The organism is Mesorhizobium sp. BHbdii (genome assembly GCF_053848045.1).
Map to the genome: position 1 here is coordinate 24,011 of NZ_JBSPKX010000011.1, position 24,896 is coordinate 48,906.

Below are 24,896 nucleotides of genomic sequence, written 5' to 3' on the forward strand. Positions count from 1 at the left end.
CGGACGCGTCCAGTGCGGCCATTCGAGAATTTGCGACACAACTGTTCGGCTCGCCCCGAAGCCCTTGTCCAAGCGAACTGAGGATTTGAACCCCCCTATTGCCTCACCGATCAATGTTACCGAGGGCTGCGGTGGCGACAGTGCTCATTTCACCTGCCATCGCGGCGGCAGGTGGTACGGGCAAGCTCGTGATCCAGCCCCCGTCGAGATGACCAGCCCCAGCCATTTCCATGCGGCAGACCTTCACCAGCCATTGCACCATTCTGATGTTCTTTTCTTCGAAGCGAGCTGGATCGATCTCCTTCAGCCGTTGTAGCACGGCGGCTGCCGAGAGGGCGGGATCTTCCTTCAGCCATTCCTTGACCCGCGCTTCAAAGGGCTCGTACATGCTGGGTCTTTTCGGCCAGGGCTTCGTCCGCCGATAGCGTCGCCGATGCGTTGGCCGTGTCTCGCCGTTCTTCCAGGCTGTTTTCAAGTTCGCGGCGAAGCTCTGGAGATCGATGACCAACGGCTCCTCGATTTTCGCATTCAGGCCACGACGATCGACCCGCTTTCCAAGCTCTTCCTGTCGGCGCGGATGCCGGCAAACAGCAGCACAGGGTCAGCTGTCTCCATTATTGCCCGTAGCCGCTCCTTATCGGTCTCGGCCACTTTCGGATGCGCAAGAACACGGGCCGCGGGTGGAACTGGCGGATGATGGCGCTTGATCACACGGGCGCCGATCCGTGTCTTCTCCTGCAACTTGAATGACGGTTGGAACAGATTGGCGTTAAGCCGCACCACAGCGTAGAGGCGTTCAAGGGCAGCCGTCGCATCCATCGACAAACCGGCCATAGCCCACCGGGCGCCGCACGATGGCGCCGTTCTTCTGCTACACATGCGCTTGGTTGTTCTTTCGATAAGCGCGAGAGCGTGTCACCTCCAGATCCTCGCTGCGGCACCAGGAAACGACCAACGCGTTCATGAACGCGCTGTCGTTGTCAAAGTCGACACCCAGCAGTGGAAAGGGAAACCGCGAGCGGGCCTGCTTGATCGCCATGATCACATTGCCGCTGTCGCGCGTGCGGACCGGAATGCATTCGGTCCAGCCGGTGGCAATGTCGGTCAGCACCATCGTCTGCACGAAGCTCCCCGACGAAGACTGCCCGAATGCGCCACAAAATCGACCTCAACAAAGCCGGGCGGCGGATCATTCCAATCGCCGAAGGTGCGAACTGGCACCGAGCGGCGAACTGCCGAACTCATTCCTGCCCGGCGGCGCTGGCCGCCGCGGGCGACGATGCGGACCTCGGTCAAAAGCCTATCTATCGTCGCCGGGCTTACTGTCAGCAGTTTGCCGCGGAGCGCCTCATCGAGTGCTAACCGGCCATGTCGCTCAAGCGCAGGCAACGACAGGGATCAACGGCTTAAGACGTTTGGAACACAGCCGCTCCGAAGCCTCTCACAATACGATGAGCGCCTTCGCGGACATCGCTGCCGTAACAGCGGCTGTGGCTCTTGCCCGCAGACGGCCTCTGCTCACGACGGTTCATAACACGGATCGCGTGCTTGCGACGATATCCGGCTACCGCCACAAACTCATCCAGAATGCGCCGCTTGTCAGCCCCCGCCTCTTCGGCAAAGCGCTCGGCAGGAGCCACTCCGGTGGTGCCATGCGCGGATGCGCCTCGAACGCCGCCCAGTTCTCGAATCGGCGGCCGGCGATCGCATTGCGCTTGACATAGCCGACCCCGCGTTCGTCCTTCCCCTTCGTACGCGCCCGGTAGGGCGCACAGACCCGCGGCGTAAATCCCCAGTAGCGGGCAAAGGCGTGCAGCCGCGCGTTGAACCGCACCTCCCGCGTCGTCGCATCGTGATGTTCGACCAGCGCCTTCGGATTGTCGAACAGCACTTCCGTTGGACCCCGCTGAAGCGAAGGAAGGCTCCTTCCATCCCCTCGAACCAGTCCGCCTGGCGCTCCCGAAACGAGGGACGGATATGCAGCCGACGCGAGTAACCCAGCGTTGCCACAAACAGGTGCGCCCGAACACGCTCGCCGCCGAGCCACACCCGCGTGTCGCCAAAGTCGATCTGCATCTGATATCCCGGCGCCGTCTCAAACCGAACCGTCACGCGCTTCTGCGCCTTCAACTCCCGACGCCAATGCTGCACCCGAAGCTCCGCCGAACGAAGCCCAATGATGATCCCATGTTCGCTCGCCAGTTCCTGGCGCACCACATCGGCGTTGCCGCCATGGCAAAAGAAGCGCCCCCGCAGCCAATCGTCCAGCCCGTCAAACGCGGTCCGCCGCACAGGTTTCCGAAACCCAACAGTCCCGCCCTCGCGCAGATACCGACGCACCGTGTTGCGCGCGCACCCGAATCCCTTCGCCAGTCGCTTCGCTCCCCAGCCAAGCTCATGCAGCCGCAGCATCGCTGCCACCTCTTCAGGCTGAAGCATCTCCTCTCCCTGCATCGTTCTCGACAATGCAGGAATCGCCGAAATCCCAACCGTCATCCATGCCTCCTTTCATAACCGAGGGGTCAGTTCTTCATTTCGTCAGGGGGTCAGATGGGGTGGTTGCGCCCTCCCAGACGGCATCGCAATTGCCAAGAAAGTGGTGTTCACAGCCACTGAGCGGAAAGGACGGCAACTGTGACGAAAGATACAATGGTTGGGGTGGATCTGGCAAAGACCCCCTTTCAGCTGCACGGCGCGTCGACGACGGGGCGGCTCAAATTTCGCAAGAAGCTGTCGCGGCAGAGTTTTGGCCAATTCATGGCCGAGCAGCCTCCCGCGCTGATCGTGATGGAGGCGTGTGGCAGCGCCCATTACTGGGCCCGCGAGATGATCAGGCTTGGCCATGAGGTGAAGTTGATTGCACCGCATTATGTGAAGCCATTTGTGAAGCGGCAGAAGATGGGATGGTTGCCGCCCTCCCCAGACGGCATCGCAATGTGCCAAGTTCGTGGTGTTCAACGCCACGAGAAGGAGAGGACGGCTGAAAGATACAATGATCGGGGTGGACCTGGCAAAGAACGTTTTCCAGCTTCACGGCGCGACGATGACGGGGCATTTGAGGTTCGATGAGAAGCTGACGCGATTTCGGTTTCGGCAGTTTATGCCAAGCCATGCGCCTGCCGTGGTGGTGATGGAGGCATGCGGTAGCGCCAGTTTGGGCACGGGAATGGTCAAGCTTGGCCACGAGGTGAAGCTGATCGCGCCGCAATATGTGCGGCCCTTTGTCAAACGACAGAAAAACGATGCTGCGGATGCTGAAGCAATCGTTGTTGCAGCACAGCGCCCTGAGATGCGTTTTGTCCAGCCGAAGTCGGAAGATCAGCAGGCCTGCGCTGTGCTGTTCCGAACCCGGGAGCGCCTTCTCTATCAGCGCACCGAGCTTGTGAATGCTCTGCGTTCGGTGCTGTATGAATATGGCCATATCGTTCCGAAAGGAATCGCTCACATTAAGCGGATCGAGGGCATCCTGGAGGCACCCAACAGTGACCTGCCCGAATTGGTACGCGAGGAATGCCGCGACCTGATGAGCAGATTGCCGAGAAGGACAGCTCGGATCGACGTCAAAACGGCAAAGGCCAAAGCCCTTTCCCAGGCGACCGATATAGCGCGGCGACTGCAGGCAACGCCTGGTGTCGGACCCCAGACCGCGTTGGCGATCAGCGGTTTTGCTCCCCCGATGGAGAGCTTCAAACGCGGCCGAGACTTTGCTGCCTGGCTTGGCCTCGTGCCACGCCAATACACCTCCGGCGGCAAGGAGCGACTTGGACGCGTGTCGAAGGCTGGACAGACCGATATCCGGTCTTTGATCATCGGCGCCATCGACAGTGCTAGCCCGCAAATCGATCGTCGAGGGATCATGGCTGGAACGGATGCTGCGTCGCAAGCCGCTCATGCTGGTCGCAATCGCGCTTGCGAACAAGATGGCGCGGGCAATCTGGGCGATGATGACGAAGAAAGAAGATTATCGAGATCCGACGCGAGTTGTGGATGCATGATGAATGCGCATCACTACGCAAGCTGGCGTCGGTGAAGGGGGCGTAGGAAGTCGACGACCTGAATGGGCGCAATGATCGAAAGGATCTGGATCAGGAAAACCAGACATCGTTCGCGGCTCGAAAAGCTCTTGCAGAAGAAGATATGGACCCGATCCGCAGATCACCATACCGACCGGCGGCTTCTTGAAAGGCCGCGATGAAAAGGCCTGAGAGAAGAACGCACTCGATCACCAAGCATATCAGGTGGAAAGCTTCTTGCACGCGGGCGGCAACCAGAGAAGAATGATGCGGCAGACGCCGAGGCCATCGTAATCGCGGCCCGGCCGCCGGAAATGCGCTTCGTCGATACGGAAGTCTGTAGAGCAACAAGGTTTGGCAATTTTGTTTCGCGCCTGAGAACGGCTCGTCCACCAACGCACCGAACTGGTCAACGCACTTAGAGCGTGCCTTTACGAATACGGCTTCGTTGTTCCGCAAGGAATTCACCAGATCAAGCGGATCGGGGAGATTCTGGACGCGCCAAACAGCGACTTGCCTGATGTGATGCGCAAGGAATGCCGCGACCTACTGGAACAGATTGGCGAGAAGACGGTACGCATCGATGCGCGGACTTTAAAGATCAAGGTACTAGCGGCTGAAGCCGACACAGCGCGGCGCTTGCAGACAATTCCCGGGATCGGCCTACTGACCGCCTGGCAGTCGAAGCCTTTGCCCCACCTGTGCGGAGTTTCCGACGCGGGCGAGACTTCGCCGCTTGGCTCGGCCTTGTTCCACGTCAATTCTCCTCAGGTGGCAAAGAACGGCTCGGGCGCATTTCCAAGGCTGGGCAGCCCGATATCCGAAGGCTGTTGATTTTCGGCGCGATGTCGCGCCTGAATTGGCTGGGCCGCAAATCAATTCCGGAATGTTCATGGCTGGCGCGCATCACAGCGCGGAAGCCAAGGATACTTGTGGCGATCGCTTTGGCCAATAAGATGGCACGGGTGATCTGGGCCGTGCTAACGAAAAATGAGGATTACCGAGATCCGGCACAGGCTATGACGGCGTGATCAACATGCCGCAGAATCTGCCTAGCGTCGGATAAAGGGGGTGTGAGAAGGCGACCCGAATGGGCAAAAGATCGAACAGATCTGGATTAGGAAAACCAGTTGAGAAACGTGAGCAATGACGCTCGACAGTCAGATTTGGACGCTAACCGCAGATCACCATACCGACCAGCGGCTTCTGAAAATGCCGTGTTCAAAGGGCCTTACAGAAGACCGCACTCGATCAGCTGACACGTAGTCGGAAACCTCTTGCATCACGGGCGGCAACCACAGAAGTTTCTCAATTCGCCCGACAGCCCTCGCCTTCAGCTCGATGACCTTACCGCAGGATGGTCTGATCATCCGGCAAACCAAGTTCCATAAGAGTCGCTTGCTGCTGCTCCACGCCACAACGTGGAACGCTTTAGACCCGCTATTTGGTGTCACGCCGCCGGTTCGGAAGCTCGATCGGCGCGCAGTTCGTTTCCACCATGAGCGCTCCGCCCGTCTATAATACCGTGGTCGCCATATTTATCTCTGGTTCGCGCGCTCGATCAGCCGGCGCGGGGAGCCCGACGACCACCGGGGCCGCTGCGTTCACCATCTCTTCGGCAGGCGGCCGTCATTCGAGGTCCGTGTTTCGATACTCGGCTGTGTCCGATTGAACTCGTCTGTGTTCGGAACCTGACACGCTGAGGCGCAAAGTATTCCGCCGTTGAGGCGCGAAACACATGGTTTCGCGCCTCTTTCCCGCACAACCTTTTCGGTGGCGCGCCGATTGCAAGGGATACGGTGAGGCATCCGTTACGACTTAGCGGTCTCGCAGTCTCCAGCCGAGGGGGTCTACATGAAAGTCGCTCGAACGATCCAAGTCAATGCGATCGACTCTGCACCGCTGAGTGCGGTCTCGCCAATCGAAGCTTTGCCGCGTCCGTCGCGGGTGCCGCTGTCATTCCCCCAGCCGCGGTTTTGGTTTCTTTCGCGTCTGGCAGACGGCAGAAGGGCTTGTCACAACCAGATGGGGCTTCGGCTTCGCCACGAGCTGGACGAGGCGGCCCTACAGTCGGCTCTAAACAGGTTGGTGGCGCGTCATGAGGTGCTGCGCACCACCTTCGGGATGGAGGACGGCGAGCCATTCCAGCGTATCGGGCCGGCGAACGTCAGCCTGCCGCTGAAACGAGACGATCTGACGGCGGCAGCTGATGTGGAGACGACGCTCGGGGATCTGATGCGTCTTGAAGCGCAGGCGGCGTTCGACCTGGAGGCCCAACCACTGATCCGGGGACGGCTGGTGCGCCTAGCGGTCGATCATCATGTGCTGCTGATCACGACGCACCATATCGTCTCGGACGACTGGTCGCGGAAGGTCATGACACGGGAGCTGAGCGAGCTCTACGCTGCGGCCCGGGAGGGCCGCGCGGATCGGCTGACGCCGTTGCCCGTGCAGTGTGCGGACTACGCCCCTTGGCAGCGCCGCCACCTGGGGCGCGAGGTGTTGGAGCGTCAAGCGGAATACTGGCTCCGGACGCTGGCGGGCGCGCCAGCGGTGCTGAAACTGCCGACGGACCCGCCGCGTCCGCAGGCGGAGCGGGACCCGAAGGCAACCGCGGTCGTCTACGCGGACCAGGGCCTGAGTTATGGCGAGCTGAACGCGCGGGCGGCTTCGGCGGCGCCTCACGTTTGCCTGCTTCAACCATCGCGCACCAACTCGGGCCCGGAGCTGCGGTCATGAATTTCATCGAGGGGGCGCGCGCTGTTGCCGAGGGTGAGCTGCAAGCTAACAGCATTACGCGCTATCATGTCACACAATTCTATCGTGAACAGATCACCAACAGTGGTTATTATGACCAGCTCAAGTATATTGTGGAGCCCTCATTCCAAGAGTTCGAGAGTCCCGGCAATCTGGATACGAGCGGCGAGCAGGACAACACGGTCGTTCCTGGACTTCAGCACAAGTACGCCCAAACCGGGTTGTTACTGGTAACGGATCGTTGCGCTTCATATTGCCGTTATTGCTTTCGCAAACGCCTTGTCGGCAAGGACTCCGATGAAATCGCGGCTGATTTGGACCAGATTGCGCAGTATATTGGCGGCCATCCTGAGATGACGAACGTGCTGCTATCCGGAGGTGACCCGTTCGTGCTCAGCACCGCCAGGCTCGACAAAATTCTTGATTGTTTGCTGCCGATCCCGCATTTGGATTCTATTCGATTCGGCACAAAAGCAGTCGCGTATGCGCCCAAGCGGTTCGAAGATCCCGCTCTACCGGCCTTGTTCAAACGGATCCATGAAGCGGGTAAGACCGCAGTCATCGTTACACATTTCGATCACATCGGCGAAATCTCGGTCGATGCGGAGCGAAACATTCGCTCCTTGCGCGCACAGGGCGTGCAGTTCCTCAACCAATCCGTGCTTCTCGCGAAGGTCAATGATGATCCCGAGATCGTAGCCGCGACCTTCACCAAGTGTCACCAAATAGGTATCCGTCCTTATTATCTCTTTCAGGCCAGGCCGGTGAAAGGCGCATCGCATTTTCAGGTTTCACTGCGCCGTGGACTAGAGATTGCGCACGGCACCAACCAACGTCTCAGTGGAATCCAAAAGACATTCAAATACATCATGTCCCACTACACAGGAAAGATCGAGATCCTAGACCTTGGGGCCGATGGTCGTGTGTATATGCGATATCATCAAAACAATATTCCCGAAAAGATCGGAAAGATCTTTTCCCGGCCGCACATCGAGGGCGCCTGCTGGTTGGACGACTTGCCCGAGGGATGAGGTAGCGATGGAACAGGGACCCCTTACGGACACAATCCTCAAGGCTTTCGACGGCATGTCGGAGCAACTACAGAGCGCTGCGCACTTCGTGCTCGACCGACCCCGTGATGTCGCTCTTTTTTCGATGCGTGAACAGGCTCGGCAAGCCGGCGTACAACCTGCAACTATGACGCGTCTTGCCAAGCATCTTGGCTTGAAAGGGTTCAATGATATTCGCAACATGTACGCTGAGTCCTTGCGGGATGCAGGTGCTGGATTTGCTGGAAGGGCAGGAAAACAGGTTGCAAACCACAAGCTGCGGGGCGATCACGCGTTTGCTGCAAAGATGCTCAATTCACTCGCAAGGCAGGTTGCACAGCTTGCGCAGCCTCGATCCCTCGATCGAGTGGTGACAGCGGCAGCATCGCTGGCCAAGGCCCGCAGGATCTACTGTCTTGGCCTGCGCTCCAGTCACGCTATAGCCTGGCAGTTGCATTATATTCTCAGGCTCGTCCCCGAGAAATCGGTGCTCCTCGATGGGATTGCGGGCACCGGGAGCGACACTATCGTAGACGCTGGTAAAGATGACGTCCTGCTTGTCGCAAGTGTCCATCCGGATCCGCGGGCAACCGTAGAATTAGCGAAGTTCACGAAATCTACAGGAATCTCAGTTGTTGCTATAACCGACAGCGAGGCTGTCTCCTTGGCGCTGACTGCAGAAACCGCCGTCGTGGTTTCGACCTACAGTCCATGGTTCATTCATACGATAACCCCTGCCTTTGCAATTGCCGAGGTTCTAGGGGCTCTAATTACAGGTCATGGCGGTGACGAATTACTGGAAGCCATCGAACGCTTCGACGAACAACTCGCAGCCCTCTACATTGCGCAAGCATGTCATGGACCTGGAAGCCAGCACAACGACGGCGCCCTTCGATGTGTCATCGAAGACGAAGAAGCTCCGCCGCTTTAAGGAATTCCTGGACGGCGCCGGCAGATGGAGCCGTGCGGAGCGCATCATCGCCCGTGCCGAGGTCGGCGCCCAAGGAGCCGATACCCGCTTCATCGTCACCAACCTTGCACGCGGCAAGGCCGAGGCGCTCTACGAGGATTATCGCGGCTTCTAAATTGCAATTGAGGTATCTTATGACTATGACATCTGCAGCGATTCCGCTGACCGGTCTTCCCTTCCCAAAATCCGAGTATGCGCGCCGCCAGCGGAAAGTGTTCGAGGCCATGGAACAGGTCAACCTTGACGCGCTTCTGGTTACCTCGCACGGCCGGCTCGAGTATCTCAGCGGATACACTGGCCGCGGCGCGCATTTTGCCCCGTTCCCACTCATAGTCGTACCGGGCGACAGACCGACGATCGTCGTCCGAGCTTACGAAATGGGTGGTGTCCGTCCGGCCACTTGTGTTGAGAACATCGTACCTTACACTGAGCAATTCCAATTTGCTCCAGTTTGTGCCGATGTAATCCGGCAATATGGCTTGCGCGGGAAGCGGATCGGTCTTGAACTCGGCTGCTGGAATCTCGCACCAGCGGACGTAACAGCCCTTCAAGCGCAGCTTCCCGACGTGAGGTTTGTAGATGCGTCGCGCGTAGTTGCAAAAGTGGCGGCGGTGAAGACCGAGCTAGAAATTGAAGCGATGCGCTTCGCAATGAAAATGACCGACGTGGCCGTTCGCGCGTTCCAGCAGTCACTTCGGGAAGGTATTATGGAAGCGGAAGTGGCGGCGCATCTTAACTGCGAAGTGGAGAAAGCCGGAGGTGTATTGCGTGCTCCGTCCATAACCCTGTTGTTCGGTGAGCGCACGAGGCTCTCGCACGGCAGTCCCGCGCGCCATCCGATTAGAAACGACGAACCAGCATTTATGGAGCTTGCCGGATTGAAGAACGGTTACTGCTGCGGATTGGTCCGGAGTGCCGTACTTGGGCGCCATATGGAGGCTGAATTCCTGCACGATCTCTCGAAAGAAGTTCTGGAGGCAGTTATTTCTACCATCAAGCCTGGTGTTACCGCCGGCGAAGTCGATGCGGTCGGACGAGAGGTGCTCAAGCGACATGGGCGTCCTAAGCTTCTTAACCACCGGGTCGGATATCAAACGGGCATCAACTGGACCGAGCGCGGCGACATCAGTCTTGAGCCTGGTTCCACCGACGTACTTGCGCCAAACATGACCTTGCATATGCCCATTATTTTGTGCGGCGAAACAGGCTACTTGATTGGTACTAGTGAGCACGTCCTAGTGACAGAGCGAGGAGCCGAAATACTCAGCCGAACACCTCACACACTCTACCGTGCATAATTGACGGGCGGTGCATCGAATTGAAGGATTCCTGAATTCAGAATGAGGCAACCGGGTAGCGCCGCTATCTCCACCGAATCCCAAGCTCCTCCAAGGCAGCAGATCATCGATTTGGCTGCTGAGGTGGCCGTTGAGAATCCTGGTGAGCAAGTCGGTGAGGTAGCCGAGCGGCTCAACGTCGTTCAGCTTACAGGTCACGATCAGCGAGGCACGACGGCCCAATGCGCCCCCATCGAAGCAGCGTCATTATGCCCGGACTCCGGGATTCAATGTTGTTGTCACCTATAAGCGCGGCGCCTATCCCATCTGGCGTGGTCTGAGGTGATGAGCGATTGATGATGAAACTGAAGAAGCTGAGGAGCTTGCTGTGTCAATTTCTATTGCGCCTTTCCCTGAGGATAGAAGTTTCCATCATCGGCGCCGGCTTGAATGACCATATCGCCCAAACTGATTTCCACTGTTGATGACGGCGCGGCGGTGACCTCGATAAAGCCGAGCCAATCCGCGTCCCGCTGCGGCGTGACCGCACCGCTCTTGATCGCCCTTGCGCCGCCAGACGAACAGCTGCGAGGTCGCCAGTCCAGTCTCGGCACGCCAGGCTTCAGCGTCGCCTCGATCAGCCGCGCCTTCGCCTCCGCCGACCAGTGCCGCCGCGGACGCTGCGGACTTGCCTCCCGCCGGTTCGGGACTGCCTCAAGGACACGCCGGTGGCTTCTGAGACGCGAGCGCCGGTCCGTGCTAAAAGAGCAGAATGGTGCGGTCGCGCCGACCAATGAACGTCCTCTGATCGTGCGCCGCAAATGAGGGCGTCCACTTCGGCCTTGATCAGAGTGCCTCTCCTCGATGTGCGCCAGTTTATGGGAATCGTTAGCACGCGTTGCGCGACGCCGAAAGATGCCGGATCGGCGGCTGCGCCATGGTGGAAAAGAGCTCGGATCGCGGCTAGTCCGGCGTTGCGTTTGGCGACGGAGATGTTCCGCTTCTCTTCGAGTTCATCGAGCAAGGCGAGCAACGAGGTCTCGATCGAGATCTTCGAGCCTCAACGCGTTCTGCCCGGCTTCGCCACATAATCTTCCCCGACACGGCCGCTGGCAGTGGCACCGACCACCGTCTCGGTGGGAGAGGTTACTCGCTTGATACCTTCGAAATCTCCCAGCTCTTCGGCATGCATAACAGGCCAGGCATTGACATTGAGCAGATCGGGTTTTGACGGCCCGATCACGGCTCACATGACGACTTCGCCATTATGGCGAAGAGCAGGGGGCGGACAGCTACTCGCCGACGTGCTCACTAGAATCTTCAACGGCCATCTCACCGACCGGTTCGACCACTCCTACCGTGGACCCACGGCATAAGTCCAATTTGGCGGCTGTGGCTTGAAACCGCTCCGCTGGAAATCGTCCTCACGAATATGAAGGTCGTCGAATTTTCTGCTACGTCGCCGTGTGCAAGGATTGCCGATGGAATCTTGCGTCACTATGGCGACCGAAAAGTTGCGAGGCAATCGGCGCTGATTTGCACATGTTGTGATATTTCACGAACCTTTATTACCGTCGTCACGCTAAATACGGTAAGCTCCACCATATCCTTTTCATTGTCGTTGAAAATGCTGTGTTCAACTTTGAGAAGCGTCAGAAAGATATTTTGATCGCGTCAAAAACTACATGGGTGCCTGTGCATGACTTAGATGACACGCAAGAGATCCGCGAACCGAGACCTATTTGTCCGGGTCAGCTCCGAGAATGACGGTGAATGGCACGTGAGCCAACCGCTGCGGTTCGACTGTTACGAAACCGCAATTTGGCTTCCCGCGCCTAAGCTAGGCGAGACCGCACTAGAAATTTATCCCGTCGCGAATCACACGTGACCGCGTTCTCTGGAGAGCGTAAATGACCGCCCGAATTGATCTGTGCCAATGATCGATAACTTCACGATGCCTTGAGGATCAGCTCATGTCCGTATCCACAATCGCTATAAAGCTGCTGGAAGAAAAGCACCTTCCAGCAGCGCAGGTTCTTTCCACGGCAGTGAAATGGCCGCATCGGCCGCAGGATTGGAAATTCGCCCTGTCACTCGGCCGCGGACTCGCGGCGATGGAGGGGGACTCGCTGGTCGGCACGACCATCTGGTACCCCTTCGGCCAGCAATACGCCACGTTCGGCATGGTGGTCGTCGCACCTTCAATGCAGGGGTGCGGCATCGGCCGGCTGCTGATGGAGACTGCCCTGCGGGATGCGGGCGGCCGGACGATGGTTATCAATGCGACGGCGGAGGGCCGGCCGCTCTATGAAAAGTTCGGCTTCAGGCCTACCGGAGCGATGCGCCCGCACGAGGCGGTAAATGCGGTGCCTGCATCCGCATCGCTACCGAAGGGCGCGAGCTTTCGGTCCTTGGAGGAGGCTGACCTCGATGCTGTGATTGCGCTCGATGAGCAGGCGGCGGGCTTTCGTCGCTCCGGGATGCTGAGGGCGTTAAAAGGAATCGGCAAGGGGCTTATTCTGGAGCAAAACGGGAAGATAGCCGCATGGTCGTTCTTCCGGCGCTTCGGCCACGGCTATGTAATCGGCCCGGTCGGCGCTCGCGGGGAAATGGCAGCACAGGCGCTGATTGCTAAATGGATCGCCGGCAAGAGGTCGGAATTCCTGCGAATTGACGTCCCTCTCTCCAGCGGCCTTTCGCCATGGCTCGAGTGTCAGGGGTTAGCCCGGGCAGGCGAACTCGTTACTATGGCGCTCGGCGAAGCACCTGCACCGTTGGCCACCGGTCCCCGTCTCTTCGCTCTCGCCAACCCAGGACTTGGCTGACCGATCAAGCCATCGTGGTCTTTGCTGAAGGTGGCATCGAAAACATTCAGTATATAGACGAGCGGGCACAGGTGACGCACCATGGTCTGCAATCGAGCCGTTTCTGCCTTGCAGGCAGATTTCTGGGTCTTGTGGAAGGGGCCTACGCGAGGAATTCTGTGGCTGATCATGATGATGAAAAGGAGAGAATCATCACATGGCTATCGAGGAGGAACTTCTGGACCAGCTGAACGCTTGACGAACGGCGACAGCACCCGAGACACCGCCATGCAGTTGCCCGTCGCCTCGATCACTATCTCGTCCGTCACCAGAAGCCTCTTGCCACAACCATCTAGCGCTGTTCGCGTCATGTCGATGTGGCCGGCATGGCGAAGCCTGCCTTCTTCCCGGAAGGATCACCTCTTCGAAGGTTCGGTGGATACCGATCCCAATCACGCGTCGCATTCGCACCTCCTGTCAGAGTTTTGAAGACGGGAGCAGCGACGGGCGACGCGACAACTGCGGATCCGCGCTCGCGGCGCAACCGGGCGTGTCGCAGAGGCGGCCAGCTACTAACATGAGCTCGCAGCTCATCGTGTGCATCGGCCTGCCTGCACCTTCGTGCTCCCGGTGCCTCTGTCCCGAATGGTCGCACTATACGCGGTTGTGTCCCATGAGGTTCTCTAATCGCCTCTGTCAAAGGGCTCCTTTCTCCTCGTTGATGCAACGCCTGCCGGGCTCAGGGTTCTCTCCGTGGTCGATCGCGAGGATCGCCGCACGTTTGCGTTGGAACGGGTGGGTCGAACTGGTGTTCGCGGTTCCGTAGGACCGCATGCGTGGGAGCGACCTCATCCGCAGCGTCCCGGCAAGGACGCATCTCGGGAACTGGAGTTGATCGAGAATCGAAAGCTCCTTGTCAGGCTGCAGCAGCGGCGTGGCGGAACGGCTCATTCGTCTTCCACATGGCGTGGAGGATGACGGCGAGCTTGCGCGCCACCGCGACCTTGGCCTTCTTGAATCCGGCACCTTTGGCGATCCGCAGGGCCCAGGCCTTCAGGGAAGAGAAGCCAATCTGCCGCGTCAGGATGACGTTGGCGGCTTCATAGAGGTGGGTTCGCGTGAGCTTGTCGCCGCGCTTCGAGACACGGCCGTTTCGACTGACCTCGCCGGATTCGTAGCGCCTGGGCGTGAGGCCGAGATAGGCGCCGGCGCTGGAGGAGCGGCGGAAGCGGGAAGCATCGTCATAGGTCGAGGCGACCGAAAGCGCGATCACGGCGCCAACGCCGGGAGCGGTCATGAACAGCCGGGCCATGGCATTCTGTTTCGCGGCAGCGCGAACTCGCCCGTCAAGCACCTTGATCCGCTCGATGATGGCTCGGCGGGCCTCGATCATCGCCTCGACGACCGCCCTGATCTCAGGCGCTGCCGTCAGCTCGCCGGAGACGATCTCCTCGGCACGACGGCAAAAGCCGCCGACTTTCTTCCCGAACATGATGCCGAAGGTCTTGAGGAGTCCACCGATCTCGTTCTCGATCTTGCCGCGGATGTCGACCAGAACGTCACGGGCCGACAGCAGCGCCCGCACGAGGTAGGCGCCGTGGCTCTTGATGCGGACTTCCCTGAACCATCCCGTCCGCACGATCTGGGCCAGGCCAACCGCGTCATGGCGATCGGTCTTGTTCGGCATCATGGACAGGGCTGCACTTGCATGGCGCGCATCGAGACACACGATCGGCAGTCCGCGCTTCGTCAGCTCATTCCAGAGCCAGACCGCCAGCGGTCCGGTCTCCATGCCGATCCTCTCTATCTCTTCAGCCTTCCCGGCCAGCCACTCCGCGATGGCGTCAGGATCGGTTGGAACTTTCCCTCCGCGACTTTCTGACCGTTCTCGTCGACCACGCAGATGGCGGTCTGTTCCATCGAGACATCCAAAGCTGCATACTTCGTCATGGCAGTTCTCCTTCCTACGCTGCGGCGCTAACCGATTCATCGAGATGGTCAGCTTGGGGAACTGCCGCCCGGAATGCGAGAGGCGCCACCCGCGATTACGCGGTGTTCTCGGCGGGTTTCGAGCCGCTCGCGAGCGCGCCGTTGATAGTGTTGTAGCGAGCGAGCGGCATCGAGGTGGTCATCGGCGCTTTCCGGTAGGGTCTGGTTGTTGACGCCAACCCAATTTCGGAAGGACCACCGATGACCGACGACATGATGAACCTGCGCACGCTCGTGGAGAAGACCCCTGATGCCGATCTCTTGCGGGAGATGGATCGGCCTTGCCGCGGAGCGGCTGATGGAACTGGAGGTGGGCGCGGCCACCGGCGCCGCCTGTGGCGAGAAGAACCCGGTTCGTCTCGCCCAGCGCAACGGCTACCGGGAACGCGACTGGGAGACGCGGGCCGGGACGGTCGAGCTGCGCATCCCGAAGCTCAGGAAGGGAAGCTATTTTCCGGGTTTCCTCGAACCGCGCCGCATGGCTGAGAAGGCGCTCACCGCCGTCATCCAGGAGGCCTATGTCCAGGGCATCTCCACCCGCTCCGTCGACGATCTCGTCAAGGCCATGGGCATGAGCGGCATCTCCAAGAGCCAGGTCAGCCGCCTGTGCGAAGAGATCGACGGCAAGGTGAAGGCCTTCCTCGAACGGCCGATCGAGGGCGATTGGCCATACCTGTGGATCGACGTGTTTTTCCAAGGGGCGCGTCAACAAAGGGGTTGTTGTGGGTGACTATCCCGCACTGTTGAGAGCGCGCAGGCGTTGAGAGCGATGGTCGGAGGATGATCAACGTCTCTACCAACGCCACCGGTGGCCCTCTGAAGGCTTCCATGGCGAGGCGAAGAACTGGCACGGCCTCGCCCGAGCGATCCGACGGGGCCTCGGCAACATGAAAATCCAAGCCTACCTCACCGCAGCGGCGGTGAACCTGAAGCGGCTGGCGGCCGCTTTCTTTGCCCTATTCCTGAGATTGTTGGTGCTAAGGCCGCCTCTGACGCTCGTGAGGAACCCTGAGGAAGTATTCCGGCAATCATAGCGTCGAAGCTAGCCACTCATAGGCGAATGCCTATGCCTTATCGGCTATGCCGCCTGTCCGCTCAAATGGGGTGCGCTCCATCTCCCAGAAACAGTTAGTGACTGTTACTAAAAGTTATAATATGAATGAAAATTCTTCACAAATTTTTTCTTTCGAAGCCTCTCTGCTCTATGTAATGATCAATCTCAGCAGTCAGCACAATTAGTGAATGAAGGGAAATCCACATGAAGCACGAGATGAGTGACCCCCTTTCCCTATCCGAGATTGAATCACATTTCAGCGAAGATTACTTGCATTTTAGCGATGTCGTGAATCCGCCAGAGACAAGTGACCGGGAAGTAGGAGCAATTTGGGAGCTTCTTTCACTTACACAAGGCAGCTCAGTTCTTGAACTCGGATGCGGCTATGGGCGGATTACCAATCGATTGGCGGAAAAGGGAGCGCGGGTAACCGGACTGGATATCTCGCCGATCTTACTAAAAAAAGCCGAAACAGATGCGGCTGAACGCAGCGTAGATGTTGAGTATGTTCGTGGTGATATGCGCTCACTTCCTTGGCGAGATCGGTTTGACGCGGCTTTTCTGTGGTACACGACGTTCGGCTATTTCGATGAAGCGGGTAATGAGAGAGTTCTTCATGAAGCTGCTGCTTCACTCCGAAAGGGCGGGCGCCTGCTAATCGACCAGCTCAATCGCTTCTCTTTGCTACGCGACAAGTCGCCTACCTACGAGATCGTGCAGCGCAACAATGATCTAAGAGTCGACATAATGAACAACGACGCGCTAACCGATCGTCGAAACTGCGAAAGGATTATCGTCCGCAATGGATGCGTTAGACGAACGCGTCTTTCTTTCAGACAGTATGGGTTTTCTGAGTATGTTCGCATGTTGCGAAGCGCAGGGTTCGAGGCTGTTGAAGCCTATGGGCAGGAGGGCGGAGCGTTCACACCCTATGGCCCGCGCCTGGTAGTTGTCGCTTACAAGTAAGCGGGGGTCTAGAGGATGGCGGACCGCAACAGGCCACGGACAGGTACTGCGAATAGGGACCTGCGGGTCGCTTGATCAGACAGAGTGAGCGGCGCGTGTTGACCGGGGAGCGGGTGCCGGCGGGACTGTCAGATCCCAATGACGGGTGGATCGCCTGCTCTTTGACAGAGTGGAGTTGTTCACCCACCACTCTGGAGACGACAATGCCTATAGTAGCTCACCAAACCGAAGAACCGACCGCCATCCGCACCGATCTTGGCGCAATTTTTGTTTCAATGGAATTGAGCCGATCGACTTGGCTGATCACGTCGGTGTCACCGATCAACGGGGAAAGGGATGTCCAAGCACGTGGTGCGCGGCGGCGATATCGCCGGAGCGAAAGCGCGGTCGCAAATTAGACGATGCTTTCCGATTATCGCCATCCGAGAGGCCGGTCTCGACGGGATTCTGGGCGCATAGGATGCTTCAGCACACCAAAATGTCGAAAGCACGTCGTCTATCGCTCGCAACCTCGCGTCGGCGTTTTGTTGCCGTGAACTATGAAGAGTAGCAGGCCAAGGCGGTCGCGTTTCCGGCCCTGCGACCTGCTGGTGCGGCAATGCACGCAGACGATCAGCGTTGCGGGCTTGCTGGCCGGTGTTCGCCCAAGGCCCCTATCCACTTGGCAGACATCCACCTGCACCGGCTAATCCAAGGCGTACACGAGAAGCGAATCGAACAGCGTACAACGTGCACGGCGGCCTGAGCGCTGGAAATCAATGGCTTGGGATCGGAAGCAGATTGCAGTGCGGGCCGCCCGCGAACTTCAGGACGGGCATGTATGTCAATCTCGCATCGGCATTCCCACCCTGGTCACCACTCAGATTCCCGAAGGCATCCGAGTGACGCTGCAATCGGTGAACGGCATGCTGGGAATCGGCCCGTTTCCGACCGAAGACGAGATCGATGTTGACTTCATCATGCCGGCAAGCAGACGGGACCGCACTTTCCCATTTGGCGTTCTTCGACTCGGCGCAGAGGTTTTGCGATGATCCGCGATGGCAAGATCGCCATTGGCGATCCTTGGCCAGGTGCTACCAGCCATCATCGGAGCTCGGCCCCGGCCGACAGCAGGCGTCTCTTGTGAATGGTGGGAAGATGAAATCGGCATGTGAGGCGGGGCGAGCGGCGAGGGTGTGGCATCTTTCGGCTCTTTTAGCACCAACTCTTCAGAAGGAGGCGCCGAATGTCGCAGTCTTTTGACCCAAGCCCCATAGAAGCTATGCGACGGCACCTCCTGGTGCGGGTACCATGAGGTGATCCTTAAACCCCGAACCGTGAGAGAGGAGTCACATGGCACCAAGAAAGGAGATAATGATCAGAGAAGAGGACAGCTCGAAGGTGCCGACGATCCACATCGCGCTCGATCTTGGCCGCCGTTGCTGGTCGGTGGGGATATTGCTGCCTAGGGACCGGCACGCCCGGCTTTTCCAGATCGCTGGCAGCGACCGGGATGCGCTATCGGGGCTGCGCCCTGAGGGCCGATACTGCATTGGCCACCAGAGCCCGCAAGCTGAAACGCCTCAAGGGGCTCGGCGAGGTCTTCGCGAGCGGGCTGACACACGAGGCGTTCCGGCGCGACTTCGCTAACTGACGCCAGGTCGGCGGCGCCTTCGGGCTAACGCCGTGGCCGTGGAGCAGCGCCGACACGCGCGCGACCAGCCGATCAGCAAGGTCGGCAATCGGCGGGCGCGAACGTTGGCCATCGAATGCGCCTGGAAGTGGACTCTCCATCAGCCCGACAACGTCCTGGCCCGCTGGTGGCGAAAGCGCTATGCCGCGGCAGCAGACGGCTGCACCCGATCGACATCGCCGCCCGCAAGCTGATGGTGGCGTTGTGGCGCTGTCTGCAAGAGGAACAGGTTCCCGAGGGCGCGGTGCTCGCGTAGCCCCGCCTCCTCGGGCGGGACCGACGCCATGGGCGTCGAGCCGTGCACGGGATGGGGTGTGCAGTTTAGATGCTAGGCCGCAAACGCGGCACGTCCCATAGAAAGAGCCGCCCCCCGAGTGCGCTGTAGCATGCAGCTTTTGGTTATCGGCCCAGGCCGGAACGGATATAACGTGCGACAGGCGCGCCCCTGTTCAGTCTTCGCTCCGATCCCGAACACGTCACACTCTGCGTCCTCGAGAGAAGGCAAATAGCTGATAAGCGTTCTGAGTTCAGGAAGAAGTCCGGCCCGAGGCGCGGCGTCATCGTGCAGGTAGACAGCACCTAGGAAAGGATGTTGCGTGAAGGGAAGGACACTACGTCAGCCCCCCCGCTTCCCCCTCTCGACCGGGACCAAGGATAGCGCCGCCGCTCGCGCCGTCGCGGCCGCTTCGCGCCGCCTTCGGCGGTGGCCTTACAGCCAGTCTCGATCGCGCTCGCGCGCGGCGCTTGCACAGTCTCCAGGTCGGGAGGAAGAGATGGTCGTCGCGGTCGAACAAAGGGATATGCCCCCGCCTTCCGCTATGACTCTCCTGCTGACGTTGACGCACACGACTACATCGCTCGACGAGAGCGCCCGCATATAAGCATCTACCCTACTCAGCGGGCACGATCTTCAGTTTTCCGAGATCGACCATGCGCCTACATGGCAGTGATGCAGACGCAGTTCTGGTCACAGAGGACTACCAGTCTTAGTAGGTTGGTTGTTCGCGTTTCTCGGCTAAGTCAGCGGAGCCTTTCTGGAGACACGCGTCAGGTTGTATGAGTCCCACCGAAACGCCCACGTTCCGGCCGTCGCTATTGAGAGAACGTGCTTGGTCATTGAACCGCTTACTTGCGAAAGGAGACGCCGCCCATCCCCTTCGGCGGTTTGGGCTGCAGAGGCTCGAGCTCGGCTGCTGGAATCTGGCACCGACCGCCGTGAGTGCTCTTCAAGCGTAGCTCCTAGACGTGAAGGTCGGCGATGCGAATAGGCTGGTCGGATCGGTAACGGCCGTCAAAGGCCACTGGAACTCGAAGCGCGATGTGGCGGCCACTACGGAATTGCCGGTCCGCACGTTCAGCCGTCGCTGCCGGACGGCGGTAGCGAAACGGAAGTGCTCAAGGCTCTCAAGGCGAAGGTCGAAAAAGCTGGAGCCGAAAGTTTCAACGCCGTTTCGTCTGCTGTTTGGGGAGCAGACGAGGAGCGTCCAACGCGCCATCCGATCAAAAACGAACCAGCCAAATAGAAGTCGGCGGCTCGAAGCAAGGGCACGTGGCGGAGCTGGTTCGGCGCCGTGTTTTATCGGTATCCTGAGACCGAAATTTGCACGCAGTCGCGGTGGAAACTCTGGAGAGCCACAATTGCTACGATTAAACCGGGTGTGACAGCGGGGGCAGTAGACGGCAAGGTGCTCGAGCGATCTGAGCACCCACGGTTCATTGGCAAGTGGGGTCGGATACCAAACCAGGATGCATTGAATCAACGCCATGACCTGAGCCTGGGGCCTGGTGCAGAGGACACCCCAGCCAGCATGACTTTGATCCTAATATTTTGTACAGCGAAAGCGGCTATCAGTTTGGGACCAGCGGGCACATCTTGGTGACGGAGCGTGGCGCGAAAGAGGCGACCGTACGCCACAGACGCTCTATCGCGCGGCAAGCCGCCTTGAGACGAAGGGCTAGTTTATCGCTGGAGGTCGAGAACGTCATCAGGCTGTGCTTTCAACTGTGATTCGATCAGCAGAGCAGGTGGCCACCCCATCTCCAGGCCCATTCGAACCGGTATGAAGGAGCCTCATCTCATCCATGACATCACAAAACCGCCGGCCCCTCGGGATCCTCAAGCTTGACGAAGGGCCGCCACCTGGGGGCACGCCGTCGCCGCGGCCCCGCTTCATGTTGACTCCGGCGACCTACGACCTCCCGATTATCTGGGAAACCGTCGAGGGAGCATGGGCGGATATCGTTATTCGCGGCGACTCGTCGCTTGATTTAGCCTGCATAGCAGCTGCCCGGCGCTTAGTCGAACGCGGCGCTGTCGCGATAACTTCAAACTGCGGCTTCTTTATACGGCATCAGGCGGTGGTCGCCGCATCGGTGAATATACCTGTGGCGATGTCGAGCCTGCTACTCGTTCCGACGTTGCTCCGCCAGCTGCCGGGTTCTGCTAAGCTCGCCGTCGTGACCGCCGACGCGACTCATTGCGGCACAGATCTGCTTGGGGTCGCCGATCCGGTCGATCGGGGGAGGGTGATTATTGGCGGAATAGAAGGCGGCAAGTTGCTGCGAAACGCATTGACGCGGCCACCGATCCTGACCGACGTCGCCGATATTGAGACAGAGGTCGCTGGCTGCGTTGCGCAACTCCGCGCCGCGAATCCAGAAATCGCGGCGCTGCTGTTCGAATGCACGGGGTTCCCGTTGGTAACACCCGCGATCCGCCGTAGCACAGGGCTGCCCATCTACGACATCACGGATCTCTGCCGGCTGACGCTTGCGTCCGTCGGCTGACGTCCGCCATCTGGCCCCTTCGGGCAAAGACGGCCTTTCGGCGCGGCCCGAGAGCGGGTTAATAGCAGCAACCAATATGGGAACACCTGACCTGCTCCGCTTTTCGACTTCTGAGGGGAATATTCCACTTGTGAGACCGGCGTCGAAGAAGCAGGGTCCCCTAAAGGCGCCCAAGTTTCGGAGGCACAGATCGCGTTCGCCTTCGGCAGGCTGAGGAGGGATGGCTGCGGCCGAGGTGTGTCGTAGCGCCGCATCTCGGACGCGAGGTTCAACCGTGGGAGAAGCAGTCGCGCATCGGAGCGCATGTGAATGGTTATTTCAGTCGATTTCACACTTGGGAACGGTTTGGTCACATGTCCCGGCCTGCCAGGGCGGTCATAGCGCCGGTCTTGACGAAGTCCGCGACACGGGGGCCAGAGTGAGATGATCTTATGATGGTATTGAAATTCTGGGCCGATGGGCTGCCAGACGGCGTCGGCGGTCCGGGCAGCGGCCTTGCATAGCAGGTGCCTAATCTTGGCGAACAGCTGCTCGATGGGTTTAGATCGGTGTGAGCGGATGAGGTCCTAGCCGGCTTTTATGCATGGCGCTGAACGTTCGGCGGCCTGAGGCGGTGATCTGGTCGCCGTTGCGGCTCTTTGACAAGCTCGTTGGGCGCCTCCGGTGATCCGCCGTTATGGAAGGCGGGGTTTGCGGGTTGCGGGCGGCGGGTTTGTTTGTCAATATCGGGCATGAGGGCTCTTCGAATATTGGTGTTCTCAATGTTCAACAGCGGTCATTCAACCGACTAGCAATACTGCACGGCGTGTTCGTGGTCATTGTTGTACCTGACCGCGAAATCCTTCACATGATGAAGGCTTCAGAATCAGCTGACGAACGGTACACAGCCTTGGCACGACCTGATCCCGTTCCTCGGCGGTTCATTTCGAGATCGCTGTTGCGGACTGGTCCCCTAAAGATGCATTGGTGCCCGGTGGTCCTCGTCGGGCGGACGCCAGATATCTAAAAATGCGATGGCGCCGTCCAGGACATTATATTGGCGAACTCAACGCCAAGTGGCGCATAGTTGGACAGGCTGCGGATGAACTCAGCCACCCGAATACGGTCCGACCGAAATTGAGCGAAGTGAAGTGCGAATCAAAGACGTCCTCCTTGCGCCTGGCAATGGCGCTTTTTTCTATGACGACCAGGCTGCTATCAGAGCCGGCGCAACGCAAGAAGGCTTCATCTATGTCAGCGAACCGATAACGCCTGGCTTCACGTCCATTCGCGTTCCGGCATCTTCGCTCAGCATTGGCCTCGTCCTAACCGACGAGACAATCATTTGGGGCGACATGATGGGCGTTCAGTACTCTGGTGCTGGCGGACGCGATCCTTTGTTTGAAACTGCTCAAATCTCGGATTTGACGTCGCGGGTCGTGGCTCCACGGCTTCTCGATATCGATGCGTCTCGTTACCTGGATTCCTGCGCGAAGGTTCTCGATCCTCACCAACGTAAGCGGCTACCTCTCGCGATTGAGTACGGCGTGAGTCAGGCGCTGCTTCGAGCTGCGGCCTACCTCCAGCGCAGCACCATGGCCGAGGTCGTGTGTGCTGAATTTGATCTGCCGCTGCCGACTCACAGAGTCCCAGTTTACTGCCAGAGTGGCGATGCTCGCGAAATCAATGTAGACAAAATGATACTTAAAGCAGTGGATGTGCTTCCCCACGGCCTGATCAACTCACGGCAGAAATTCGGCGTCAATGGCCAGACCTTCATGGAGTTCGTGAAGTGGGTTGCAACGCGCACGCGCGAAATCGGCCGCCCGGGGTATCATCCAGTGCTGCATTTCGATGTGTATGGCTGGATCGGCCTTGAAATCGGCCTGGAGCCGCAACGGATCGCCGACTTTATCTGCAGGGTTGCCGATACCGTTCCGGGTTTCACGCTCAATATTGAGTGCCCGGCGGATTTTGGTTCCACGCTGGCCCAAATTGATAACTACGCCAGGATTGTATCGATTTTGGACGACCGGGGTTCTAGCGCTCGCGTTGTCGTGGATGAGAGATGCAATACGCTCGAAGATATTCGGCTCTTTGCCGAAGCGAAGGCCACGCATCTCGTTCAAATCAAGGCGCCGGATGTCGGCTCAATGGCCGATACGGCGCGTGCCGTTCTCCTATGCAAGGAGAACAAGGTGGGGGCTTACGTTGGGGGAAGCTGCACTGAAACGGATCTCTCCGCCCGTGCTTCGGTACACATATCGGTGGCAACCCAAGCGGACATGATGCTCGCAAAGCCTGGAATGGGAGTCGACGAGGGATTTTCCATCGTTGGGAACGAACAGAACCGGTTGTTCGCGATGCTGAACCGCCGTCGGACTCAGGCCGAAAAAGTTGGATCAAAAGTGCGGTGTCGCCATGCAGAACAGCCTTGAGGGGATCACTGTCGTTGCCGTGGAACAGGCCGTAGCCGCGCCTTACGCGTCATCTCGCCTTGCGGACGCAGGTGCACGAGTGATCAAGGTCGAGAGACCTGAAGGGGACTTCGCCCGACACTACGATAAGCTGGTGCGGGGGCAAAGCGCTTATTTCATCTGGCTAAATCGCGGTAAGGAGTCGGTTTGCCTGGACCTGAGGTCTGAGGCGGACCGTGCCGTCTTGGAATCTCTCATCGCCACTGCTGACGTCTTCATCCAGAACCTGAAGCCGGGCAGCATCGAAAAACTGAGATTCGGATCTGCGGATCTCCGTCGACGTTTTCCGCGGCTGATCACCTGCGACATCTCCGGTTTCGGGGAGGCGGGGCCGTTTTCCCACCTGAAGGCCTACGATCTCATCGTCCAGGCCGAAACAGGTCTGTGCGCGATTACCGGTACGCAACAAGGGCCGGCCCGGGTAGGGGTGTCAGTTTGCGACATCTCGGCAGGCATGACCGCGCATAGCGCCATTCTCCAAGCGCTGTATAACCGCGAGCGGACAGGTGAGGGCGCCGGCATACAAGTCTCGCTGTTCGATGCCGTCGCCGACTGGATGAACGTACCGGTTCTGCAGCACGACTATAGCGGCTACCGGACGATGCGCGGCGGCGTAAACCACCCGTCGCTGGCCCCGTATGGTGCCTACCGTTGCACCGACGGCAAAGACGTCATCTTCTCAGTCCAGAATGACCGGGAATGGTTGAACTTCTGCGTGAAGATCCTCAAGCAGCCCGAGCTAACACGCGCGCCCGGGTTTGCCGATAACATGGAGAGGCTCGGTAACCGCGCGCGTCTTGATGAGATCATCAAGCGGCGCTTTTCAGAACTGTCGTGCGAGGAGGCGATGCAGGAGCTTGAGGCGGCCGGTCTGGCATATGGCAGGCTGAACGAGATCTCGGATGTTTCACAGCATCCACATGTTCGCAGGGTGCAGGTTGGCACACCCGGAGGGGCTGTCGAGGCTATAGCGCCCGCGGCGATTTTTAACTCTGAGGAGCCTTCGCTGCGCCCTGTTCCGGCGCTTGGCGCCCACACGGTGGCAGTCCGCGAAGAGGTCCAAGCGCGATTATGCGAAAAGGGCCGCTCCGCGTGAAAGCGC

At 59.1% G+C, this 24,896-nt stretch carries 19 protein-coding genes and 9 pseudogenes; 18 read left to right on the forward strand and 10 right to left on the reverse strand.

Features of this window, described 5'->3' with window-relative positions; all coding sequences use genetic code 11:
* Positions 1-103: 103 nt before the first annotated feature.
* From ACWTU8_RS29575 to ACWTU8_RS29585, 3 genes are read right to left on the reverse strand one after another with little or no spacing between them, the layout of a single operon-like run.
* Complete coding sequence (locus ACWTU8_RS29575) at positions 104-508, reverse strand: hypothetical protein (protein ID WP_455850923.1); 405 nt, start codon at positions 506-508, stop codon at positions 104-106.
* A 20-nt stretch (positions 509-528) separates the two neighbouring features.
* The gene (locus ACWTU8_RS29580; RefSeq protein WP_455850924.1) at positions 529-834 is read right to left on the reverse strand and encodes a hypothetical protein; all 306 of its coding nucleotides are present in this window, start codon (positions 832-834) and stop codon (positions 529-531) included.
* A gap of 37 nt (positions 835-871) precedes the next feature.
* Complete coding sequence (locus ACWTU8_RS29585) at positions 872-1,123, reverse strand: hypothetical protein (RefSeq protein WP_455850925.1); 252 nt, start codon at positions 1,121-1,123, stop codon at positions 872-874.
* 26 nt (positions 1,124-1,149) lie between these two features.
* Between ACWTU8_RS29585 and ACWTU8_RS29590 the strand changes: the two genes are divergently transcribed.
* Positions 1,150-1,362 carry a hypothetical protein gene (locus ACWTU8_RS29590; RefSeq protein WP_455850926.1) on the forward strand — a complete coding sequence of 71 codons (213 nt, stop codon included), beginning with the start codon at positions 1,150-1,152 and terminating at the stop codon, positions 1,360-1,362.
* A gap of 245 nt (positions 1,363-1,607) precedes the next feature.
* Here the strand turns inward: ACWTU8_RS29590 and istA are convergent.
* Positions 1,608-2,496, reverse strand: a pseudogene (gene istA, locus ACWTU8_RS29595) (IS21 family transposase); the annotation flags it as partial.
* Positions 2,497-2,649: 153 nt separating this feature from the next.
* Between istA and ACWTU8_RS29600 the strand changes: the two are divergent.
* The 8 genes and pseudogenes from ACWTU8_RS29600 to ACWTU8_RS29635 form a co-directional block, all read left to right on the forward strand.
* Positions 2,650-2,898 (forward strand): annotated as a pseudogene (locus ACWTU8_RS29600) (IS110 family transposase); the annotation flags it as partial.
* A 94-nt stretch (positions 2,899-2,992) separates the two neighbouring features.
* Positions 2,993-3,995: pseudogene (locus tag ACWTU8_RS29605) on the forward strand (IS110 family RNA-guided transposase).
* Between the two features lie 719 nt (positions 3,996-4,714).
* On the forward strand, positions 4,715-5,044 hold the full coding sequence (locus ACWTU8_RS29610) for a transposase (protein ID WP_455850927.1): 330 nt from the start codon (positions 4,715-4,717) through the stop codon (positions 5,042-5,044).
* Between the two features lie 823 nt (positions 5,045-5,867).
* Positions 5,868-6,752, forward strand: coding sequence for a condensation domain-containing protein (locus ACWTU8_RS29615; RefSeq protein ID WP_455850928.1), 885 nt, complete (start codon positions 5,868-5,870; stop codon positions 6,750-6,752).
* Positions 6,749-7,801, forward strand: coding sequence for a KamA family radical SAM protein (locus ACWTU8_RS29620; protein WP_455850929.1), 1,053 nt, complete (start codon positions 6,749-6,751; stop codon positions 7,799-7,801). The genes ACWTU8_RS29615 and ACWTU8_RS29620 overlap by 4 nt, the downstream gene beginning before the upstream one ends.
* A 7-nt stretch (positions 7,802-7,808) precedes the next feature.
* Complete coding sequence (locus ACWTU8_RS29625; RefSeq protein ID WP_455850930.1) at positions 7,809-8,750, forward strand: MurR/RpiR family transcriptional regulator; 942 nt, start codon at positions 7,809-7,811, stop codon at positions 8,748-8,750.
* Positions 8,656-8,886, forward strand: a pseudogene (locus tag ACWTU8_RS29630) (transposase); the annotation flags it as partial. The gene ACWTU8_RS29625 and the pseudogene ACWTU8_RS29630, both read left to right, overlap by 95 nt.
* A gap of 37 nt (positions 8,887-8,923) precedes the next feature.
* A complete protein-coding gene (locus ACWTU8_RS29635; RefSeq protein ID WP_455850931.1) occupies positions 8,924-10,087 on the forward strand; it encodes a M24 family metallopeptidase in 1,164 nt (387 codons plus the stop codon).
* A gap of 90 nt (positions 10,088-10,177) precedes the next feature.
* Here ACWTU8_RS29635 and ACWTU8_RS29640 read toward each other — a convergent pair.
* A pseudogene (locus ACWTU8_RS29640) lies at positions 10,178-10,317 on the reverse strand (transposase domain-containing protein); the annotation flags it as partial.
* Between the two features lie 147 nt (positions 10,318-10,464).
* A complete protein-coding gene (locus ACWTU8_RS29645; protein WP_455850932.1) occupies positions 10,465-10,860 on the reverse strand; it encodes a hypothetical protein in 396 nt (131 codons plus the stop codon).
* Positions 10,861-12,039: 1,179 nt separating this feature from the next.
* On the opposite strand from ACWTU8_RS29645, the gene ACWTU8_RS29650 reads away from it, so the two are divergent.
* Positions 12,040-12,891 (forward strand): GNAT family N-acetyltransferase, encoded by an 852-nt coding sequence (locus ACWTU8_RS29650; RefSeq protein ID WP_455850933.1) that lies wholly within the window; start codon positions 12,040-12,042, stop codon positions 12,889-12,891.
* 230 nt (positions 12,892-13,121) lie between these two features.
* Here the strand turns inward: ACWTU8_RS29650 and ACWTU8_RS29655 are convergent.
* From ACWTU8_RS29655 to ACWTU8_RS29670, 4 genes and pseudogenes are all read right to left on the reverse strand, one after another.
* A pseudogene (locus ACWTU8_RS29655) lies at positions 13,122-13,335 on the reverse strand (IS110 family transposase); the annotation flags it as partial.
* 451 nt (positions 13,336-13,786) lie between these two features.
* Positions 13,787-14,710, reverse strand: coding sequence for an IS110 family RNA-guided transposase (locus ACWTU8_RS29660; protein WP_455850945.1), 924 nt, complete (start codon positions 14,708-14,710; stop codon positions 13,787-13,789).
* Complete coding sequence (locus ACWTU8_RS29665; RefSeq protein ID WP_455850946.1) at positions 14,674-14,820, reverse strand: hypothetical protein; 147 nt, start codon at positions 14,818-14,820, stop codon at positions 14,674-14,676. Before ACWTU8_RS29665 ends, ACWTU8_RS29660 begins: the two co-directional genes overlap by 37 nt.
* A 95-nt stretch (positions 14,821-14,915) precedes the next feature.
* The gene (locus ACWTU8_RS29670; protein WP_455850947.1) at positions 14,916-15,074 is read right to left on the reverse strand and encodes a hypothetical protein; all 159 of its coding nucleotides are present in this window, start codon (positions 15,072-15,074) and stop codon (positions 14,916-14,918) included.
* On the opposite strand from ACWTU8_RS29670, the pseudogene ACWTU8_RS29675 reads away from it, so the two are divergent.
* The 8 genes and pseudogenes from ACWTU8_RS29675 to ACWTU8_RS29710 form a co-directional block, all read left to right on the forward strand.
* Positions 15,061-15,568 (forward strand): annotated as a pseudogene (locus ACWTU8_RS29675) (transposase); the annotation flags it as partial. The gene ACWTU8_RS29670 and the pseudogene ACWTU8_RS29675 overlap by 14 nt on opposite strands.
* A pseudogene (locus ACWTU8_RS29680) lies at positions 15,546-15,893 on the forward strand (transposase); the annotation flags it as partial. The pseudogenes ACWTU8_RS29675 and ACWTU8_RS29680, both read left to right, overlap by 23 nt.
* 224 nt (positions 15,894-16,117) lie before the next feature.
* On the forward strand, positions 16,118-16,879 hold the full coding sequence (locus ACWTU8_RS29685) for a class I SAM-dependent methyltransferase (protein WP_455850934.1): 762 nt from the start codon (positions 16,118-16,120) through the stop codon (positions 16,877-16,879).
* A gap of 203 nt (positions 16,880-17,082) precedes the next feature.
* Positions 17,083-17,402 (forward strand): annotated as a pseudogene (locus ACWTU8_RS29690) (IS110 family transposase); the annotation flags it as partial.
* Between the two features lie 235 nt (positions 17,403-17,637).
* Entirely contained in the window at positions 17,638-17,910 is a 273-nt protein-coding gene (locus ACWTU8_RS29695; protein ID WP_455850935.1) for a CoA-transferase, read from the forward strand.
* Positions 17,911-20,633: 2,723 nt separating this feature from the next.
* Positions 20,634-21,338 carry a hypothetical protein gene (locus ACWTU8_RS29700; protein WP_455850936.1) on the forward strand — a complete coding sequence of 235 codons (705 nt, stop codon included), beginning with the start codon at positions 20,634-20,636 and terminating at the stop codon, positions 21,336-21,338.
* 1,130 nt (positions 21,339-22,468) lie between these two features.
* Complete coding sequence (locus ACWTU8_RS29705; RefSeq protein WP_455850937.1) at positions 22,469-23,755, forward strand: methylaspartate ammonia-lyase; 1,287 nt, start codon at positions 22,469-22,471, stop codon at positions 23,753-23,755.
* Positions 23,739-24,890, forward strand: a complete 1,152-nt coding sequence (locus ACWTU8_RS29710) for a CaiB/BaiF CoA transferase family protein (RefSeq protein WP_455850938.1) — start codon at positions 23,739-23,741, stop codon at positions 24,888-24,890. The genes ACWTU8_RS29705 and ACWTU8_RS29710 overlap by 17 nt, the downstream gene beginning before the upstream one ends.
* Positions 24,891-24,896: the final 6 nt, after the last annotated feature.